At 59.3% G+C, this 18,724-nt stretch carries 17 protein-coding genes; 9 read left to right on the top strand and 8 right to left on the bottom strand.

The features are described from left to right. The 5 genes from Q4Q11_RS01690 to Q4Q11_RS01670 form a co-directional block, all read left to right on the top strand. The coding region (locus tag Q4Q11_RS01690) for an ABC transporter substrate-binding protein (RefSeq protein WP_498568377.1) at positions 1-1,379 on the top strand (1,379 nt) is incomplete at its 5' end. Between the two features lie 117 nt (positions 1,380-1,496). After that, complete coding sequence (locus tag Q4Q11_RS01685; protein ID WP_498568376.1) at positions 1,497-2,501, top strand: ABC transporter permease; 1,005 nt, start codon at positions 1,497-1,499, stop codon at positions 2,499-2,501. A gap of 3 nt (positions 2,502-2,504) precedes the next feature. Further along, positions 2,505-3,362, top strand: coding sequence for an ABC transporter permease (locus Q4Q11_RS01680; RefSeq protein WP_498568375.1), 858 nt, complete (start codon positions 2,505-2,507; stop codon positions 3,360-3,362). A gap of 2 nt (positions 3,363-3,364) precedes the next feature. Beyond that, positions 3,365-4,354 (top strand): ABC transporter ATP-binding protein, encoded by a 990-nt coding sequence (locus tag Q4Q11_RS01675; protein ID WP_112510518.1) that lies wholly within the window; start codon positions 3,365-3,367, stop codon positions 4,352-4,354. After that, the gene (locus tag Q4Q11_RS01670) at positions 4,351-5,175 is read left to right on the top strand and encodes an ABC transporter ATP-binding protein (protein WP_112510520.1); all 825 of its coding nucleotides are present in this window, start codon (positions 4,351-4,353) and stop codon (positions 5,173-5,175) included. Before Q4Q11_RS01675 ends, Q4Q11_RS01670 begins: the two co-directional genes overlap by 4 nt. Before the next feature lie 10 nt (positions 5,176-5,185). On the opposite strand, the gene Q4Q11_RS01665 is transcribed toward Q4Q11_RS01670, so the two are convergent. Then, positions 5,186-5,617 (bottom strand): Lrp/AsnC family transcriptional regulator, encoded by a 432-nt coding sequence (locus Q4Q11_RS01665; RefSeq protein ID WP_498568374.1) that lies wholly within the window; start codon positions 5,615-5,617, stop codon positions 5,186-5,188. Between the two features lie 137 nt (positions 5,618-5,754). Here Q4Q11_RS01665 and Q4Q11_RS01660 point away from each other — a divergent pair, with 137 nt between their 5' ends. Further along, on the top strand, positions 5,755-6,858 hold the full coding sequence (locus Q4Q11_RS01660) for a saccharopine dehydrogenase family protein (RefSeq protein WP_498568373.1): 1,104 nt from the start codon (positions 5,755-5,757) through the stop codon (positions 6,856-6,858). A gap of 126 nt (positions 6,859-6,984) precedes the next feature. Here Q4Q11_RS01660 and Q4Q11_RS01655 read toward each other — a convergent pair whose 3' ends face one another. From Q4Q11_RS01655 to hglS, 3 genes are read right to left on the bottom strand one after another with little or no spacing between them, the layout of a single operon-like run. Continuing rightward, positions 6,985-8,220, bottom strand: coding sequence for a pyridoxal phosphate-dependent aminotransferase (locus Q4Q11_RS01655; protein WP_498568372.1), 1,236 nt, complete (start codon positions 8,218-8,220; stop codon positions 6,985-6,987). 5 nt (positions 8,221-8,225) lie between these two features. Then, the gene (amaB, locus tag Q4Q11_RS01650; protein WP_498568371.1) at positions 8,226-9,758 is read right to left on the bottom strand and encodes an L-piperidine-6-carboxylate dehydrogenase; all 1,533 of its coding nucleotides are present in this window, start codon (positions 9,756-9,758) and stop codon (positions 8,226-8,228) included. A gap of 58 nt (positions 9,759-9,816) precedes the next feature. After that, complete coding sequence (gene hglS / locus Q4Q11_RS01645) at positions 9,817-11,211, bottom strand: 2-oxoadipate dioxygenase/decarboxylase HglS (RefSeq protein WP_498568370.1); 1,395 nt, start codon at positions 11,209-11,211, stop codon at positions 9,817-9,819. A gap of 104 nt (positions 11,212-11,315) precedes the next feature. On the opposite strand from hglS, the gene Q4Q11_RS01640 reads away from it, so the two are divergent. Beyond that, positions 11,316-12,227: a LysR family transcriptional regulator gene (locus Q4Q11_RS01640; protein ID WP_498568369.1), complete on the top strand. Its 912-nt coding sequence runs from the start codon at positions 11,316-11,318 to the stop codon at positions 12,225-12,227. 180 nt (positions 12,228-12,407) lie between these two features. Here the strand turns inward: Q4Q11_RS01640 and Q4Q11_RS01635 are convergent, their stop codons facing one another. Together Q4Q11_RS01635 and Q4Q11_RS01630 are read right to left on the bottom strand one after the other, a co-directional pair. After that, on the bottom strand, positions 12,408-12,827 hold the full coding sequence (locus tag Q4Q11_RS01635; protein WP_498568368.1) for a hypothetical protein: 420 nt from the start codon (positions 12,825-12,827) through the stop codon (positions 12,408-12,410). A 19-nt stretch (positions 12,828-12,846) separates the two neighbouring features. Further along, positions 12,847-13,482, bottom strand: a complete 636-nt coding sequence (locus Q4Q11_RS01630; RefSeq protein ID WP_498568367.1) for a nucleotidyltransferase domain-containing protein — start codon at positions 13,480-13,482, stop codon at positions 12,847-12,849. 325 nt (positions 13,483-13,807) lie between these two features. Here Q4Q11_RS01630 and Q4Q11_RS01625 point away from each other — a divergent pair, with 325 nt between their 5' ends. Both Q4Q11_RS01625 and Q4Q11_RS01620 read left to right on the top strand, forming a co-directional pair. Further along, the gene (locus tag Q4Q11_RS01625; RefSeq protein ID WP_498568366.1) at positions 13,808-14,899 is read left to right on the top strand and encodes an LLM class flavin-dependent oxidoreductase; all 1,092 of its coding nucleotides are present in this window, start codon (positions 13,808-13,810) and stop codon (positions 14,897-14,899) included. A gap of 414 nt (positions 14,900-15,313) precedes the next feature. Next, positions 15,314-15,976: a hypothetical protein gene (locus Q4Q11_RS01620; RefSeq protein WP_498568365.1), complete on the top strand. Its 663-nt coding sequence runs from the start codon at positions 15,314-15,316 to the stop codon at positions 15,974-15,976. 183 nt (positions 15,977-16,159) lie between these two features. Here Q4Q11_RS01620 and Q4Q11_RS01615 read toward each other — a convergent pair whose 3' ends face one another. After that, entirely contained in the window at positions 16,160-16,999 is an 840-nt protein-coding gene (locus Q4Q11_RS01615; protein ID WP_498568364.1) for a mechanosensitive ion channel family protein, read from the bottom strand. A gap of 122 nt (positions 17,000-17,121) precedes the next feature. Further along, a complete protein-coding gene (locus Q4Q11_RS01610; protein ID WP_498568363.1) occupies positions 17,122-18,591 on the bottom strand; it encodes a sensor domain-containing diguanylate cyclase in 1,470 nt (489 codons plus the stop codon). Positions 18,592-18,724: the final 133 nt, after the last annotated feature.

Below are 18,724 nucleotides of genomic sequence, written 5' to 3'. Positions count from 1 at the left end.
TTACCGTCCGCTGGAACGGCGCCTGGATCATGCCCAAGCATGTCTTCGAGAAGGTCGCCGATCCCGTACGCTATGACAATGCCAATCCGGTTTCGCTCGGCGCTTACAAGCTGAAGGCGTACGATCCGCAGGGAAAATGGTACACCTGGGAGAAACGTGACGACTGGCAGCGCACCTCGCTCGCCCGCTTTGGCGAGCCCGCTCCGAAATACGTCTCCTATGTCGATCCGGGTCCGCCGGACAAGCGTACCATCGCGCAGCTCGAGCACAATCTCGATATCATTCATGACAATACGCCCGAAGGCATGTTCACGCTGAAGGAGAAATCGAAAACCTCCGAAAGCTGGTTCCCCGGCTTCCCCTTCGCCCATCCCGATCCGACCTTGCCGGCGGTGATCTTCAACACGCAGGATCCCGTATTCCAGAATCCGGACGTGCGCTGGGCTCTGGCTCTGCTGATCGACATCAAGGCCGTCGACATGGCAAGCTATCGCGGCGCCGCCACGCTTTCCGCGCTCGGCGTTCCACCGACGGCGATCGCCATGACGGATTATCAGGCGCCGATGCAGGATTGGCTGAAGAATTTCGAGATCGACACCGGCAAGCGCAAGATCAAGCCATACGACCCGACGATCGGCCAGCAGATTGCGGATATCCTCCGCAAGCAGCCGAAATACAAGGATCAGATCCCGACCGATCCGGCCGCGATCAGCAATGCCTTCGGCTACGGCTGGTGGAAGCCCGATCCGCAGGCGGCCGGCGAACTTTTAGAAAAGGCCGGCTTCAAGAAGGCGGGCGGCAAATGGATGACGCCCGACGGACAGCCATTCAAGATCCGTCTGACCGTCGAAGGCGACACTCGCTCGGTATTTACCCGAGCCGGTACTCTGATCGCCCAGCAATGGGCAGCTTTCGGCATCGACTCCAAGGCGGCACCCACGACAAACCTCTGGCAAGTGGCGCTGCAGCCCGGCAGCTATCAGGTCGCCATTGCTTGGAGCGTCGAGACCTGGGGCGGCGATCCGGATCTCTCCTTCTTCCTCGACAGCTGGCATTCGGAGTTCGTTGCCAAGAAGGGCGAGAACCAGGCACCGCGCAACTGGCAGCGCTGGTCCAATCCGGAACTCGACAAGATCATCGAAAACATTCGCCGCGTCAGCGCAGACGATCCGAAGGGCATCGAGCTTGGCAAGGACTATCTGAAGCTGGTGGCACAGCAGATGCCGACCATTCCGCTGATGTCCTACAACGTCTTCACCTCGATGGATACGACCTACTGGAAAAGCTATCCGACCATTGCCGACCCCTATACGGACCCTGTTCCCAATTGGGCAAACTCCCGGTTGATGATGGTCAAGCTGAAGCCGGCCCAGCCCTGATTTCTCCCGACCCTGACGCGGCAGTCGCCGCGTCAGGCACCTTTCGCCGGACACTAGGCACGTCCGGCGAATCTTTTGAATTGATGATGAAGCGCAAGCAGCGAGGAAGACGGCGGCATGACGTCCTATCCAGTTTTCGTATTGAAACGATTTGGCCAATTCCTGCTCGTTGTCTTCCTCGGCATTTCCGCGACGTTCTTCATCACGCATATGACGCCCATCGATCCTGTCGAGGAAAGCATCGGCGCCATCCAGCAGATGGGCCAATCGGATCCCCGCGCTGTCGAGCTGATGCGTCAGTCGCTGCGTGAGCTCTACGGTCTCGAGGGTTCCGTCTGGCAGCAGTATCTGCATTTCTGGGGGCGTCTTGCGACCGGCGATCTCGGGCCGTCGCTCTCGGCATTTCCCACGCCCGTTTCCGCCATCATTGCAAGGGCGCTGCCCTGGACGATCGGCCTGATGACCGTTTCCGTCATCATCACATTCCTGCTGGGCAATATGGTCGGCGCGCTCGCCGGCTATTATCGCAAAAGCGCGGTGCTGAAGGCCGTGAGCCTGGTATTCATCGCTATGCAGCCGATCCCCTATTATATCCTCGCATTCGTGCTCATCATTGTCTTTGGCTATGTATGGCCGATCCTGCCGATCAATGGCGGCTATGAGATGAACACCAATCTGCAGCTGTCCTTCGCGCTGGTGCTCGATATTCTCCGCCACTCCATCCTGCCGGCGTTATCGCTGATTCTTGTCGGGACAGGCGGCTGGCTGATCGGCATGCGGGCGCTCGTCTCCAATATCATCACCGAGGATTACGTGGTTTTTGCCGAGCTCGGCGGCGTGCCGAAGCGCAAGATCCTGCGCTCCTACATCGCACGCAATGCCATGGTGCCGCAGTTTACCGGGCTTGCGATGTCGCTCGGTGCCGTCTTCAACGGCACGGTCATTACCGAGATCGTCTTCGGCTATCCCGGCATCGGCAATCTCCTGATTTCGGCGGTGCATGCCGGCGACTACAGTCTCGTCCTGGGGCTGAGCGCGCTATCGATCGTCGGTGTCGCTGCCGCAGTCTTCATCATCGACATATTGGGTCCGCTGATCGACCCGCGCATCAAGGCGGAGTAGGCCATGCTGACGATCGTTCGCGACCTTGCTCGCCAGAATATGGAATTCCTCTGCGGTCTCCTGCTGCTCGCCGTCATCGTCGGGCTGGTGATCCTGTCCTACTTCTCGCCCTATGGCCCTTCCGATCTTTACCTGCTGCCGCCCGACATGCCGCCGGATGGGCAATACTGGCTGGGTACGACGTCGCGCGGCCAGGATGTCTTCTGGCAGCTCACGACGGCGCTGCGCAACACGCTCTATTTCGGCATCGGCGTAGCCTTTCTCTCGCGCATCATCTCGCTTGTCGTGGGGCTGGTGGCCGGCTATGCCGGAGGCGCTGTCGATCGGGTGCTGATGGCGATCAATGACAGCATCATGGTCATCCCGCAGTTTCCGCTGCTGATCCTGTTCTATTTCGTGCTCAAGGATGAAATGACCTGGACGGTGCTCATCGTCGTCATGGCCTCGCTTGGCTGGTCCTACGACGCGCGCCTCATCCGCTCGGTGGCGATCAGCCTGAAGACGCGGCCTTTCACCACGCAGAGCGTCTATTCCGGCATGAGCATGCGCAAGATCCTCGTCGAGGAACATCTGCCCTATGTGCTGCCAATCGTCTTTGCCACGACGATGAACAACATGATCTGGTCGATCGGCATGGAGATCACGCTTGCGGTGCTCGGCTTCACCGATATCGAGACGCCGACCATGGGCATGATGATCTATTGGGCCAATGCGCATTCGGCGCTGATCGCCGGCACGTGGTGGTGGGTTGCAGCGCCGGTGGCCGCCATCGTGGTGCTGTTCATGGCGCTCTTCCTGCTGTCGATGTCAATGAATGAATACAACGACCCCCGCAGTCGTTTGAACCGGATGGGAGGCTAGGCATGGAGGCTGTCGTCGAGGTCAATAACCTCAAGGCCTATTACCGGGCTTTCCTCTATGGCGTCGATCGCGAAGTGCGTGCCGTCGACGATGTCAGCCTGTCGATCGGCCGCGGCGAGATCTATGGCGTTGCAGGTGAATCGAGCAGCGGCAAGACGACGCTGATCAAGACGATCGCAGGCGCCATCCGGCCGCCGCTTCGCGTCGTCTCCGGTGCCGTCAAATTCCATTTCAACAATGGGACGCAGGATATCTACGCGATGACGGCGGAGCAGCGGTCATCGCTTCGCTGGCGACATCTCTCCTATATCATGCAGGGATCGATGAATGTGCTCAATCCCGTGCGCCGCATCCGGCATTCGTTCACGGATTTCGCCTTCCGCCATATGAAAGCCGATCGCGCCACTTTCTTCGACCGTGTGGGCGCCCATCTTCAGCGGCTAAAGCTCGATGCCCATCTTCTCGACGCCTATCCGCATGAATTGTCCGGCGGCATGCGCCAGCGCATGACGATCGCGCTCGCTACCATCCTCACGCCGGAATTCATCATTGCCGACGAACCGACGACGGCGCTCGATGTCATCGTTCAGCGCGACGTGCTTTCGATGATCCGCGAGATACAGCGCGAGATGGGGTCCTCCTTCCTGTTCGTCACCCATGACATGGGCGTTCACGCCGCCGTTTCCGATCGTATCGGCATCGTCTATGCCGGCCGACTGGTCGAGGAAGCGCCAACGCGCAAGCTCTTTCAGATGCCGCTCCATCCCTATACGCAGCACCTGGTCGCAAGCCTGCCGCGGATCGGAGATGCCTCGACACGGCCCTCGCTGGAAGGACGGCCGCCCAATCTCGCGATGCCGCCGGAAGGATGCCGCTTTCATCCGCGCTGCCCGAAGCGCATGGATATCTGCAGTCGCGAAACGCCGCCGATGGTGACGGTCGAACCGGACCGGCGCGTTGCCTGCTTCGCGGTAACGGGAGGGAAGCAATGAGCGATCTTCTTTCCCTCTCGCATGTCAGCAAGGTCTACCGGCAGGGCGGCATGCTCAGCCGTCGCCAGATAGTGGCGGTGCGCGATGTCAGTCTGAGCCTGGGTGAGGAGCCGGAGATCCTGTCCATCGTCGGCGAGTCAGGCTCGGGCAAATCCACAATTGCATCGATGATCCTCGGCCAGACGGCGCCGACATCCGGCGATCTCAACTTTCGCGGCAAGCCTGTCGCCATCCACGGACGATCTGAACGCCGCGCCTTCATGCGCGAGGTTCAGCCGGTGCTTCAGAACCCTTTCGAGGCTTTCAATCCACTCAAGAGGGTCGATCGATATCTTTTCGAAACGGCTCGGAACTTTGCGCCTGACGGCAAGCGGCCGAGCCGAGCGGACGTCGAGCGCATGGCAGACGATGCGCTTGCCCATATCGGCCTGACACTCGCCGAGATAAAGGGCCGATTTCCACACGAATTGTCGGGCGGCCAGCTGCAGCGCACTGCGATTGCCCGCGCGCTCATACCGCAGCCTCGTTTGCTGGTGGCCGACGAGCCGGTTTCGATGGTCGACGCTTCGCTTAGAATGGCGATCGTCAATCTCTTCGGTCAGCTGAAGAAAGAACTCGGCCTTTCGATCATCTACATCACCCATGATCTGGCGACCGCGTACTATATCAGCGATCGCATCATCATCATGAAGAAGGGTGAAATCGTCGAGCAGGGCGGAGCGCGCGCCGTCCTCGACAATCCGCAGCATCCCTATTCGCGTGCTTTGAAGGAAGCGGTCCTTTCCACCACGCCCGAGATGGAGCCGGCAGCGCTCGCATGACCGGTCTGTTTTAACGCGAGATTCGCGTCGAAAGGATGATCGAGGAAAGAGTGCGTTCGACGCCGTCGATCGTGCCGATCCCGTCGATCAGCTGGTCCAGCTCGGAAATCGAGGGTGCCGCAACGATGGCAATCAAATCAAATGTGCCACTGACCGAATGAAGCGTGGTGACCTGAGGGATCGCGTTGAGCGATGCCGTCACCGCCGACAAGGCTTTTGGCGCGATGGTTATCAGTATGTGCGCTCGAATGAGGCCTGAAAGATAGGCCTCCGAAAGCCGCACGCCATAGCCTGATATCACGCCTTCCCTCTCCAATCGTTCGAGCCTCGCCTGAACGGTGGTGCGCGACAGCGACAGCTTTTTGGCAAGCGCTGCCACTGACATGCGGGCATTCTGGCCAAGCAAGGCGATCAGTTCGCGGTCCTTATCGGTAACCTGCATAGCGCTTCCTGCGTTTTGCAAAATCAGTTCGTCGTTTTGTATATAGTCATACAACGAAATGAATTTTTCGTCGCTATCAATCGTCCAACTCCAGCCTACACTATAAAAACCTTATCAATGAAATGCAGGGGAGTCATATGAAAGAGATAGTGGTCATCGGCGCAGGCAAGATCGGTGGGGCGATCGCTCTGATGCTGGCGGAAACCGGCGATTACCGGGTTGCCGTCGCAGACCGCAGCCAGGAGCAGCTGAATAAGATCGACCGCCATCCTGCGATTTCCACGGTAGCCGTCGACATTGCCGACCGGGCCGGGCTTGTCGCCATCCTGAAGGGTAAATTCGCCGTCTTGTCGGCCGCTCCCTTCCATTTGACCGGCTTCGTGGCGGAAGCGGCACTCGAGGCCGGCGTTCATTATCTCGACCTCACCGAAGATGTTGCCACGACGAAGAAGGTGGAGGATCTGGCAAAGGGTGCGAATACCGCATTCATTCCGCAATGCGGCCTGGCGCCGGGCTTCATCTCGATCGTCGCCAATGATCTTACCAAGCATTTCGACAGCCTAGACAGCGTGCGCATGCGCGTCGGCGCGCTGCCGCAATATCCCTCCAATGCCCTGAACTACAATCTGACCTGGAGCACGGACGGCCTCATCAACGAATATATCGAGCCCTGCGAAGCGATCGTCGAAGGCAAGCTCGTGACCGTGCCGGCGATGGAAGAGCGCGAGGAATTCTCGCTCGACGGCGTTACCTATGAGGCCTTCAACACCTCCGGTGGCCTAGGCACGCTCGCCAAGACGCTGGCTGGCCGCGTGCGCACGATGAACTACCGCACCATCCGCTATCCCGGCCATCAGGCCATCATCAAAGCGCTGCTCAACGATCTGAACCTCAAGAACCGCCGCGACGTGCTGAAGGATCTGTTCGAAAACGCGCTGCCTGCCACCATGCAGGACGTGGTGGTCGTCTTCGTCACCGTCTGCGGCTGGCGCGAAGGCCGCTACATGCAGGAAACCTATGCCAACAAGGTCTATGCAGGGATCGTCGCCGGTAAGAAGATGAGCGCCATCCAGATCACCACCGCGGCCGGCATCACCACCGTGCTTGATCTGCTCGCGCAGGGCAAGCTGCCCGCCAAGGGCTTCGTCTGCCAGGAAGAAATCGATCTTGGCGATTTCCTCGCCAATCGCTTCGGGCAGGTCTACAGCCTGGAAAAGATCAGGATGAGAGAAGCGGGGTAGGCGGAAGTCATCGTTGCCGAAACAGGTGGCGCCCTCATGGGCGCCACAGTCGTTTTGATGCCAGGCCAGCCACTCAATCGATGTCGGGTTTCCTTCCGGCGCAAACTGATCCCGGCCTTGCAAGGATTACCGTCGAAGAGCCGCGCAGGCCCGTTCGATGCGATCAAGGGCCTCGACGAGATCGGCTTCCGATGTCGCATAGGAAATGCGGAAATAGGGCGACAATCCGAAGGCCGAGCCGGGGACAACGGCGACATGCGCTTCATCGAGCAGATAGGCGCAGAAATCCGCATCGGTCCCGATAGATTTTCCGGATGGCGTTGTCGTTCCGAGTAAGCCGGCGCAGCCTGAGAATGTGTAAAAGGCACCTTCCGGTACCAGGCAATCCAGGCCTTCGATTGCGTTGAGCCGCCCGACGACGAGATCGCGCCGATGCTGGAAGCTCGCCTTGCGATCTGCAAGAAAGTCCTGCGGGCCATTCAGTGCGGCAACGGCCGCCGCCTGGCTGACGGAGGAGGGGCACGATGTCGCCTGGCTCTGGATGACCGCCATCGCCTTGATGAGAGCCTTGGGGCCCCCGGCATAGCCGATGCGCCAACCGGTCATGGCATAGGCTTTGGAAACGCCGTTCACCGTCAGCGTCCGGCTCTTGAGGCTCGGCTCGATCGCAACGGGCGTGGTGAACTCAAAGCCGTCATAGACGATATGCTCATACATGTCGTCGACCATCAGCCAGACATGCGGATGGCGTAGCAGCACCTCGATCAGCGGCAGATAATCGGCTTTGGAATAGGCCGCACCCGATGGATTCGATGGCGAATTGAGAAGCAGCCAGCGCGTCTTGGGTGTGATCGCCTTCTCGAGCTGATCCGCCTTCAGGCGAAAACCGGCCTTGGCATCGCAGGGGATCAAAACCGGCACGCCGCCGCAGATCTCGACGATATCGGAATAGGAGGTCCAGTAGGGCGTCGGGATGATGACCTCGTCGCCCGGATTGATCGATGCCATGAAGGCATTGAACAGGATCTGCTTGGCACCCGTCGCGACCGTGATTTCGTCGAGTGCGTAGTCGATGCCGTTCTCGCGCTGGAATTTGCCGACGATTGCCCTCTTCAGTTCGGGCGTGCCGTCGAGCGCGGTATATTTCGTTTCGCCGCGATCGATGGCGGCTTTCGCCGCTTCCTTCACATTATCGGGCGTATCGAAATCCGGCTCACCCGCGCCGAGAATGATAACGGGCAGGCCGTCCCGCTTCATCGCGCTGGCGCGCGCGCCGATCTGAAGAATGATGGAAACGCCAATGTACGCAATTCGGGAAGCGGGCTTGAAGGCCGCCTCTTCGATTTTGGGGGCGATCGTCATGGAGCTTACTCGATGTCGAAGGAGACACCCTGCGCCAGCGGCAGGGCCTTGGAGTAGTTCACAGTGTTGGTGGCCCGGCGCATATAGGCCTTCCAGGCGTCCGAGCCGGATTCGCGGCCGCCGCCGGTTTCCTTCTCGCCGCCGAATGCGCCGCCGATTTCGGCGCCCGAGGTGCCGATATTGACGTTGGCGATGCCGCAATCGGAGCCGTCGGCTGCGAGGAAACGCTCGGATTCCTGCATGTCGCGCGTGAAGATCGACGACGAAAGGCCGGCGACAACGGCATTGTGCTCGTCGATGACAGCTTCGAAATCGTCATAGGGCATGACGTAGAGGATGGGCGCGAAGGTTTCTTCCATGACGGGACCTGCCTGCTTCGGCATTTCCACAAGCGCCGGCTTTGCGTAATAGCCGTCGCTATGGCCGACATCGATCCGCTCGCCGCCGGTGACGGAACCGCCATGGGCCTTGGCCTCGGCAATTGCCTTCTGCATGCCGTCGAACGCGGCCTTGTCGATCAGCGGGCCGACGAGAGCGGAAGAATGCAGGGGATCGCCGACCGAAACGCTCTGATAGGCTTTCTTCAGACGCGGAACGAGCTGATCGTAGACACTTGTGTGGACGAAGAGACGACGCAGCGTCGTGCAGCGCTGGCCGGCCGTGCCCATGGCGCCAAAGGCGATGGCGCGCAGCGCCATGTCGAGATCGGCCGACGGGCAGACGATACCGGCATTGTTGCCGCCGAGTTCGAGAATGGCGCGGGCGAAACGCTTGGCAAGCCGCGGCCCGACTTCACGGCCCATGCGGGTCGAACCGGTTGCCGATACGAGCGGCACTTTGGGATGGTCGACGAGGATTTCGCCGATCGCGCGATCGCCGATCAGGACTTGCGACAGGCCCACCGGCGCATCGCCGAAGCGGGCAAGCGCGCGGTCGAGGATCGCCTGCGAAGCAAGCGCCGTCAGCGGCGTCTTTTCTGAGGGTTTCCAGACGACGGCGTCGCCGCAGATCAGTGCCAGCGCCGCGTTCCATGACCAGACGGCGACCGGGAAGTTGAAGGCGGAGATGATGCCGACGACGCCGAGCGGATGCCAGGTTTCCATCATGCGATGGCCCGGACGTTCGGTGGCGATCGTCAGGCCGTAAAGCTGGCGGGAAAGACCGACGGCGAAATCGCAGATGTCGATCATCTCCTGCACTTCGCCGAGGCCTTCGGAGCGGATCTTGCCGGCTTCGATCGAAACCAGGCGGCCAAGATCGTCCTTGGCGGCGCGCAGCTCCTCGCCGAGCAGGCGCACCAGTTCGCCGCGCTTCGGAGCCGGAACAAGACGCCAGGCGCGGAATGCGGCATGAGCCTTCTCGATCCTGCTGGCAGCTTCGTCAGCCGAAACGGTCTTGAGGCTGCCGATTTTCTCGCCCGTGACCGGCGAATAGGAGGGCATGTCGCCCCCAGTATAAAGCGCCTTGTCGACGCCGAGCTTTTCAAGGATTGCGGCAGCTTCGGCTGCAACGGAAGGGGATTTGGCTGCGACGTTCATCTTTAGAAACTCCACTTTTCTTTGATCCGGGGGCGAGCGGCGACTAGCATCGCCGAGCTCACTCGGCAGCGTCTTGCTTGGATAGTGCCCGCAGGCAGGCGTCGATCGAGGCCTGCTCGATGCCGGCATAATGATCGAATTCATTCAGCACCTTCATGCCGAGATCGGCTTCGAAGCGCTGCTGGTTCGGGCTGGCGACGAATTCCTGCTGTGCGCCATCGCCGAGATTGGACTGGAAGATGCCGGCGGCGCTGACGGGAAGGAAATCCTCGTAGACGATCGGGTCGAACTGGACGAGACCCTGTTCGATCAGCGTGTCGATATCGCCACGGCTCGTTGCGGCGGTCTTGCCTTTGGCCGTCAGCGAATAGGTGAAGTAGCCGAGGCCTTCGGCGCGGATCGCCGCCCAGTCATCCGGGAATTCGGCAAAGCTCTCGGCAAGTGCTGCCCCATAATCGCGCGCGTTCGATCCGTCGGCCGCCGGGCGCACGATCTTGCGAGACTGATCGAGCAGCCTGTCATAAAGCGCGCGGCCCTTCGGCGTCAGCGCAATGCCGCGTTGTTCGATCTCGCCGAAGCGGGCCGTATGCGAGCCCGCTTCCCAGACGCCATCGGCGTTGCGGAAGGAGACCGGCTCTTCGAGCGCCTTGAACGAGGTCTGGCGCAGCAGGATTGGGCAGTTGCGTGTCGGCGGGCCTTCGACGACAGCTTTCGGTGCGATGTCGTAGTCCGGCATCAGCGCCTGGACGCAGTCGATATCGAGCGTGCGCGGCGTCAGATGATTGATATGCGGCCCCTTGAATGAGACGACATCGGCGATCAACCGATGGGCATCGTGGAGGCGGTGGTACATGCCGGCATCGACATTGGCTTCGTCATGCCAGCGGAAGGTCTCCAGCACCTCGTCGATGAACCGGCCGGCGTCGGCCATGGTCAGCCCGCCATCGCGTTCGGCCTTTTCCGTGAGTGCAACCGCACCCTCCGTGAATATCCGGCGTTTTGCGAGAATATCCGCGGCCGCCTTGCGAAGATCTTCATCGGCGATGAGATCGAGCCGCAGCAGCGAGGTGAAGACGCGGAAGGGATTGCGCTTCAGTTCCGCATCGCCGATGGGGCGGAACGCGGTCGAATGAACCGGCACGCCGGCGGTCGACAAATCGTAATAGCCGACCGGATACATGCCCATGACCGCGAAGACCCGCGCCATCATCGCCAGTTCCGCTGCCGTGCCGAGCCGGATGGCGCCGTGCCGCTCTTCGGAGATGCGATCGAGATAATCAGTTGCCTCCAGCCGCTCTTTCAATTGAGGCTGTGCCGCCAGCGTCTCGTCGTTGACGCGGCCAACCAGTTCCATGAGCGTGCCGTAGGCGGGAACTTCTTCGCGATACATCGCCGACATTGCGGCTGAAAAGGCGCTGCGAATATCGCTGGTCGAGATGTGATCGGGTTTCATGTGCGATCTCTTCCTGAAAGGCTATATCATTCCTATTTGGCAGAATATCTCTTGTTCGGCCGCTTTTGTTGTGAGAGAGAATTCTAACTTGATGCGAAAATGGAATGAACATGCGCCGACGCCTCATCCCTGACATCGTCAATCTGCAGGCCTTCGAATGTGCGGCGCGACACCAGAATTTTTCGCGTGCGGCCGAAGAGCTGAACCTCACGCAAAGCGCCGTCAGCCGCCAGATCGGCGATCTCGAGCAGCAGACGGGCTTGAAACTGTTCGAGCGCGTTCGTCAGCGCGTCGTGCTCTCCGAGGCTGGTCTTCGGCTGTTGCCGGAGGTGAAAGACCTGCTCCTGCGTTCGGAGCGGCTGATGATCGGCGCCGTCGCCGCCGGCCAGATGAAATTGTCGCTGAAGGTCGCGACCTTGCCGACCTTCGGCACGCGATGGCTGGTGCCGCGCCTCGGGCGGTTTCTCGACGAACATCGCGATATCGCCGTCACCGTGGAATCGCGCTCGAAGCCCTTCAGCTTCGATGAGGATAATTTCGACCTTGCCATCCACTATGGCCTGCCGGCCTGGGCCGGCGCTGTGGCGACCTTTCTTTGTAACGAGACCGTGCTGCCCGTCGCCAGCCGCGAGCTTGCCCGATGTCTGGCTCTGGTGTCGCCGGAGGAACTGTCGGGAGCGCCGCTACTGCATCTGACGACGCGTCCGAAGCTCTGGGCGCAATGGTTCGACCTGCAGGGACTGCCGAGCGAGAATGCCTATCCCGGCGCGCGCTTCGACCAGTTCTCCATGATCATCGCAGCCGCCATCGCCGGGCTCGGCGTGGCGCTTCTGCCGACCTATCTGATCGAGGAGGAGCTCAAGGCCGGTACTCTTCTGCCGCTGTTTGATCTGCCGATGCCGACAGAGAACAGCTATTACGTCGTCATGCCGGAAAGGAAGCAGACCAACGAGACGGCGACATTGTTTCAGAACTGGCTGCTAAGCGAGGTTGTACCCCGGTCGCGAACCGCCTGAACATATCGAATCGATTTGTACCGGGTGAAAAAGTCCGTGCTAAATAGGCTGATTCCTCATCGAAATTTGGTTTGATAATCTTGCTGCGATAGCGTTGCGTCAAATAAAGCAACGCACAAAAATATCCATCAGATGCGGGCCGATCTGAAGGAGTGTAGACATTCTGCGTCGGGGGCACGATCATAAGCGCGATATCTCGCTTTCCACCCACAGCGCGTACTCTTTCAGTTGCTCCAGCAGAACTTCGGCGTCAGATAGCAGCATGAAGCGTCCGCCGTATTGGGCAAGGTCCTTGTTTCCCAGAATCCGAGTCAATCTCGTTTCCTGAGCCTTTGGAAATCGATTGCCCAAGGCGTCTCGCAGGGTCTTAATGGCCGCAGTATGATCATTCTGGTTTATCTTATTTGCAAACGTTGCGGTAAGCGCATCCGTGTAGGCAATTGCGGCGTTAACAACAGTTGCGGCAATTGGGTTTCCAAGAGTTCCGACTTTAGCTTTGTCAACTTGAATCTGCGCGGCTTCCAAAAATCCCCTGGCAATTATCAGGCGATTTGCACCATGGCGAGCGTCGGACGGTTTGGAAGGGCCGCTTCTAGTCACCGTGTTCCTCACTTCTCAGCTACGAGATCGCCTCCGGGCGAGGTCCCACAACTACCAATGCTTCGTTTAGAAAGGCTTTCCACAATGGGTTGTGATTTTGGCGCAGTCGTCTTAGATCGCTGACGGAGAGGGTATTGATTGATGGCGAAAACAATAGCCTTTCGCCTTTGTCTGCAAAAAAGTCGATACTTTCATTTTGTATCGCCTCGATTTGAATGTCATCAACGATCAAGGCAATGTCCAGATCGCTCGACGCGTTGTCCTCGCCTCTCGCAACGCTACCAAATATCCAGGCAGCAATCACCCTGCCTTCAAATAGGGATACGCATTCTTTCACCGCTTCGAGAATATCGGTGAACCGCTGTTCTTCTGCTTCAAACAGGGATTGAACGGAGACAAAAAATGGAGACGATTGGTTGAGGCTAAAAAGACGGGCATATCCGGTTCCGCTTTCGATGACGACCTGTAGTTCCGTGAGACCGGCCAAAGAAGCGAGTACCGAAGGACGCGTCATCCTGGTTCTGGTCATAAGGTTGCCTACGCTTAACTGCCCGGCATGACGCGACAGTTCCCGCATCACGCGCACGTGAGCTTCGCTTCCGAAGATCGTCGAAAACGGGAAGCGCAGCACACTTTGGGATTTTGGTCGTGTCATAGAGTTTCCACATTCAAATTCGAAAACCTATAGTCATCTTTACAATTGAAAACTTTATTTTTCAATTGTAAAGTGAATGCTACAAATAGATAGTTTTCTTTATAAAGGATCCCAGTGTCCCTGCGCTCGACAGCCTAAATCGGAACGTCGGGCGCCAGGTGACGAAACGTCACTCATGCGGCCAATGCTGCGGTTTCCAATCTTGATGCCGGTCTATAAATTTTAAGCTTGAAATTCCCTCCCGCGAACGTCACACATTCTCATGTCGTGTCGCTGCATATCACCGGCAGCGCAGACGCTCGGTAAACTCGAGGAGGAAGCCATCATGAAGACGCATCCGCTCAAGGGGCCGAACCGGCTGAAACTCGGCGTGTTCTCCGCCAATGCGGATGGCGGTCTGGCAATCACCGACGTGCCCGAGCGCTGGACGGCCGGTTGGCAGGATAATCTGACCGCCGCGCAGATCGCCGATCGCGCCAGGCTTGAATTTTTTCTACCGATTGCCAGGTGGCGCGGCTTCGGCGGCAAGAACCGGGTACGCGAATGGTCGTTCGAAACCTTCACTTGGGCGGCGGCACTTTCGGCAGCAACCGATCGCATCGGCCTGTTCATGACGGTGCATGTGCCGCTTGTTCATCCGCTTTATGCCGCCAAGTCGCTTGCAACGGTCGATCATATCAGCCAGGGACGGGCAGGGCTGAATATCGTCTGCGGCTGGAACCCGAAGGAGTTCGGCATGTTCGGCATGCCGCTTGTCGAGAAGGGATATGAACAGGCGGCGGAATGGCTCGAAATCGTAGAAAAGCTCTACGCCTCCGATGAGCCGCTCGACTATGCCGGCACCTATTACAATCTGAAGGAAGCCGTCAGCCGCCCGGCGAGCCTGCAGGCACCGCGGCCGGTGACGATGAACGCGGCCTTTGGCGGCCCCGGCCGCGACTTTGCCGCTGACCATTGCGACTATCTCTTCACCACCTTTACCGAGATCGATGAAGCCGGAAAGCATGTGGCCGACATCGCCGCACGCGCTGAAGAAAAGGGCCGGCAGGTCGGGGTCTACACGGTCTGCCATGTCGTCTGCCGCGAAACGCAGGCAGAGGCGCAGGACTATTACACCCGCTACGCCGTGACCATGGCCGATCACGCCGCTGTCGATCAGCATATGGCGGGCAAGAAGGAATTCTCGCAATCCCATGATCGCGAAGCCTATGACCGCTACCGCCAGCGCTTTGCCGGCGGGGCGGGCAGCTATCCGCTGATCGGCACGCCGCAGCGGATCGCGGACGAGATGATCGCGATCTCCGAGCAGGGCTATGCCGGCATTGCCCTGTCCTTCGTCAACTACACGCAGGAGCTTCCCTATTTCTGCGATCGGGTGCTGCCGATTCTGAAAAAGGCCGGGCTCAGGGTGGAGTGAGCCGCCGCTTCACGGCTTGATGCGACACGGCTCGCGGGAATGTGATCGCCTGCCATTGAGGCTATAGCTGGCCGGCAAAACCCGGCTTTTCAGGCTCTTTGCGGTGTCGTCGCTTTTATGCCGCCGTGTCGCGACTGCGACATGTGTGCAACGCAGCAAAAAACATCGATCCGAGGGGTTTACAACTCCGGCGCCGGGTGGGAATCTTCCGGTCGAAGGGCGCCGCTCGATTGGCAGGGGCGCTATTCCCTTCGACGGATGCCGTCAACCTTGGCACCGATGCGCTGCGATTTGCCGGCGCTTAACCGAACAAATCAATCCGAAGCCAGCATGCGGCACTGTTCCGTGTCTGGCCGTTGCTTTGGCGTGCCCCGAATATCGTGAGATCGGGGTGGAGAGAATGCGGGCTTTAACATGGGCTTCAAATCAAAACGCACCCTGCGTGGCGTTCTTGGTCTTCTTGCGAGTGTCAGCTTGCCGCAGGTTACCAAAGCCAGCGATCTGATGATCTGGTCGCCGGTCAAGGTAGCGCCGCGCACATATAAGACGACGCTCGGCTTTCGGTTGCCGATGGCTTGGGAAGTCAGCGCGGGCCTGGATCTGGGTCTGGGCGGAGCGGCCACCGGCGCGATCCTCCGCAGCAGCAGCCTGGCGACGCTTTGGGGTACGGCGATCGACGATCAAAAGCGCTTTTCGACCGTATGGCGGCGGGAGGTCGCCTTGAGGGTCGATGCGCTCAACAGCACGGGAATGCTTTGTGTTGAGCGCGCGCAGAGCTGGACGGTATCGGAAAACCTGGACATGAGCACATCGCGGTCGCTGAACGTCAATTACGCAGGGCCGAAGAAGGCAGAAAACTTCATTACCGCGACGCAGGCTGTTACCCTCGCCGTTCCCCGGACAGGGACCTCCATATCCGCGATCGGTAACCTGAAGGATGTCGGCAGCACCTTTTCCACCACGGTCTCGTTTCAGCAGCCTTTGGCGCCGCACCTCGATTTCTCCGCGTCCTTTGCCGACCCGCAGAATTTGACGCCGGCCGGCAACGTGCGCCTGGACTACCGCATCAAATGGTAGCCAAGGCCAGCCGTTCGTCGTGACCTTGTTCGGCCTGGGCGCGTCGAGGCAGGGAACAAAAGCCGCTCGCAAAAGTTTAAAGCCGGCAAGGTATCGATCTTGCCTGAGGTGTTGCGGCCTCGCGAAGCCTGCCGCTGGTTCAACTCCCTGCCGGCGGCAGGCTTAGCACGCGCCCGACGAAGGCTATTCGCCCGCTCCCGCGGCATCATTCGGCGACTTGACCGTGATGTCTGGCTCGGCAAGCCTGAATTTCAGTTTTGATACCACGTCGTGCCGGACATCCGACCAGGACGAGGTGATCGCCCAATATTCGATGTTGAGCACGGCTTGGTCGACAGCCAGATCGTCGAGGAAAACCTTCGGCGCGGGCATGGTCTTGATGCGTTGATCCGCTTTCAGGATGTCGAGGATCGTTTTGCGGGCAAGATCGATGTCGACGTTTTCGCCCAGGGTGAGGGACAATTGCTGGCGGCGATCCGGCTCGCGGCTGTGGTTGGTGATGGGTGTGTTCCAGAGCGTCGAATTCGGCGCCATGAGATAGAGGCCGTCGCCGGTCCTCATCTCCGTCGCAAAGAGCCCGATCTCCTTGATGTAGCCTTTGACATTGGTCGTCTCGATGTATTCGCCGACCCTGAACGGCCGCAGGACCAAAAGCATGATGCCGGCCGCGATGTTTTGAAGCGTGCCCTGAAGCGCCAGGCCGATCGCCAGACCGGCAGCGCCGAGAGCGGCGATGATGGAGGCAGTCTGAACACCGAATTGTCCAAGGACGGTGATGAAGACCAGGATCAGCAAGCTGTAATGCAGGAGGTTCTGGAAGAACCTTGCGAGCGTTTCGTCGATGCCGCGAATGCGCGAGATGACACGATAGGCCGAACGGCTGATAATGCCGGCAAGAATCCAGCCGCCGATCAGCAGAATGATCGCGCCGAGAAGCGAGAAACCATATTGAACGGCGAGTGCTGAGGCTTGATCGAGCGCCGTGCGGGTGGCGACGACGATATGGGCCGTTTGATCTTCCATTTTAAAACTCCGTCTTCCCCAGAGGGCCAAATGAGACGCCGCGATCTTTGTTCCCGATCTTCAGGCCCTTGAAAGTCGGTGGTTTCAATTGAGGAGGGAGGCTGGATTCCGGATCCGAGACGTCAAGCCCCGTGCTTTGCCTGATGTGCGCCCATCGTGGCGGCAGCGGCATAATAAGCCTTCTTCTGTTCGTACATGCTGATATCTGCGCGCTTGATCATCGCTTCCATGGTCTCGCCGGGCTGGCTCGTGGCGACGCCGATGGCAACGCTGAGCGGTGCGCTGGAATAGAACTGATTGTTGATCTTCAGCAGTTCGTTGATCGTTTCGACCATTGCGGTCGCCGTGATTTCATCGGCACCCGGCATGAGAAGGGCAAATTCGTCACCGCCGATGCGGGCGGCGTGGTTCGGCAGGGAGACGACGCTGTTCAGCACCTCGCCCATGCGGCGCAGCAGCGCGTCGCCGGCGTCGTGGCCGCTCTCGTCATTGGCTTCCTTCAGGCCATTGAGATCGATGATGATGGCCGACACCGGTCGAAGCGACTTGCGCTCCAGCCTGTTGATCTCGTCCATATAGAAGGCGCGGTTGTAAAGCCTGGTGAGCACATCGTGCTTGCCGAGATATTCAAGATAGGCTTCCGCCTTCTTGCGGGCGGTGATGTCGGTCAACGACACCTGCACCAGCGACCAATCGTGTTCATGGCCGGGAAAGACGGAAAATTGCAGCAGCACATGACGTTCCGATCCGTCGAGGGCATAGTTCAGCACCTCGCGCTGATGGAAGAGGCGGCCGTTCCACAATTCCAGCAATTGGCCGCGAAAATGCTTCTCCATATCGCCGCGAAACACTTCGTCGATCCGGTGGTGCAAGGTCTGACGATCCGGCGCGCAAAACAGATCGAGTGTTGCCTGATTGACATCGAGCACGCTGATTTCGCTCATGCATTGCTGAACGAATTCCGGATGCACGTCGAGAAATACCTGGAAATCGACGATTCCCCGGTCGCGGATCTCGTCAAGCAGGATCTTGATGCGGCTGAAATCCTCGACCCACAAGGATATGGGCGAATGCTCGAACAACCCTTCCGCATAGCGCCGCTGCCGTTCTTCCTGCCGTCTTGCTTCTTCGCGTGCGGTCACGTCTTCCGTGGTCAGCAGCAATCGGCTCCAGGATTCCTCGTGCCCTGGCAGAATGACGCCGCGCAGCTGGATGTCGAGCCTCTTGCCGCCGAGAGAGTAGTTGACCGCCGTGCCCGAAAATTCGGTCTTGCCCTCCCAAAGTGCGGCAAGTTCGTTCACATGGCTCTGGAGCATCTCGTCCCGGAAGATCTGGGAAAGGCCGCCGACCAAGGCTTCGAGGGACGGCGCGTCGAACAATTCCAGCGTCCTGGCGTTGACGGCAAGGACTCTTATCTTCTGCGCGCAAGCGGCGACACGGCCCATGTCGGAGCAAAGGTAGGAGCGCAGGTCGGTTATCCCTTCCGCCCGCCAGCGCTGGAACTGTTCCTTGACACCGCTGAAATCCTCCAGCCACATGGCAACGGGAGCAAGCTCGAAGACGGTACTGTTCAGATCCTGGGCATTCATCATGATCCCCTGCGTCGGCTGCAAATACAGTATATGAAATAGAAAGGCCGGCGGTTCGCTTGGTTCTGCTTACCGAGTATTTGTAAAACTTGCGTTGAGATCGGAAAGCAGGGCAGGACGGACATTCGGCCACAGC

This window comes from Rhizobium sp. UFLA01-1127, assembly GCF_059803845.1.
This window is presented reverse-complemented; position numbering and strand designations above follow the sequence as displayed.

Excerpts from the sequence above, each read along its gene's own strand:
- Q4Q11_RS01625 (WP_498568366.1), top strand. The coding sequence starts at position 13,808 with ATGAAGACGCATCCGCTCAAGGGGCCGAACCGGCTGAAACTCGGCGTG.
- hglS (WP_498568370.1), bottom strand. The coding sequence starts at position 11,211 with ATGAAACCCGATCACATCTCGACCAGCGATATTCGCAGCGCCTTTTCA.
- Q4Q11_RS01640 (WP_498568369.1), top strand. The coding sequence starts at position 11,316 with ATGAACATGCGCCGACGCCTCATCCCTGACATCGTCAATCTGCAGGCC.
- amaB (WP_498568371.1), bottom strand. The coding sequence starts at position 9,758 with ATGAACGTCGCAGCCAAATCCCCTTCCGTTGCAGCCGAAGCTGCCGCA.
- Q4Q11_RS01685 (WP_498568376.1), top strand. The coding sequence starts at position 1,497 with ATGACGTCCTATCCAGTTTTCGTATTGAAACGATTTGGCCAATTCCTG.
- Q4Q11_RS01680 (WP_498568375.1), top strand. The coding sequence starts at position 2,505 with ATGCTGACGATCGTTCGCGACCTTGCTCGCCAGAATATGGAATTCCTC.
- Q4Q11_RS01630 (WP_498568367.1), bottom strand. The coding sequence starts at position 13,482 with ATGACACGACCAAAATCCCAAAGTGTGCTGCGCTTCCCGTTTTCGACG.
- Q4Q11_RS01620 (WP_498568365.1), top strand. The coding sequence starts at position 15,314 with ATGGGCTTCAAATCAAAACGCACCCTGCGTGGCGTTCTTGGTCTTCTT.
- Q4Q11_RS01615 (WP_498568364.1), bottom strand. The coding sequence starts at position 16,999 with ATGGAAGATCAAACGGCCCATATCGTCGTCGCCACCCGCACGGCGCTC.
- Q4Q11_RS01610 (WP_498568363.1), bottom strand. The coding sequence starts at position 18,591 with ATGATGAATGCCCAGGATCTGAACAGTACCGTCTTCGAGCTTGCTCCC.
- Q4Q11_RS01665 (WP_498568374.1), bottom strand. The coding sequence starts at position 5,617 with ATGCAGGTTACCGATAAGGACCGCGAACTGATCGCCTTGCTTGGCCAG.
- Q4Q11_RS01660 (WP_498568373.1), top strand. The coding sequence starts at position 5,755 with ATGAAAGAGATAGTGGTCATCGGCGCAGGCAAGATCGGTGGGGCGATC.
- Q4Q11_RS01655 (WP_498568372.1), bottom strand. The coding sequence starts at position 8,220 with ATGACGATCGCCCCCAAAATCGAAGAGGCGGCCTTCAAGCCCGCTTCC.
- Q4Q11_RS01670 (WP_112510520.1), top strand. The coding sequence starts at position 4,351 with ATGAGCGATCTTCTTTCCCTCTCGCATGTCAGCAAGGTCTACCGGCAG.
- Q4Q11_RS01675 (WP_112510518.1), top strand. The coding sequence starts at position 3,365 with ATGGAGGCTGTCGTCGAGGTCAATAACCTCAAGGCCTATTACCGGGCT.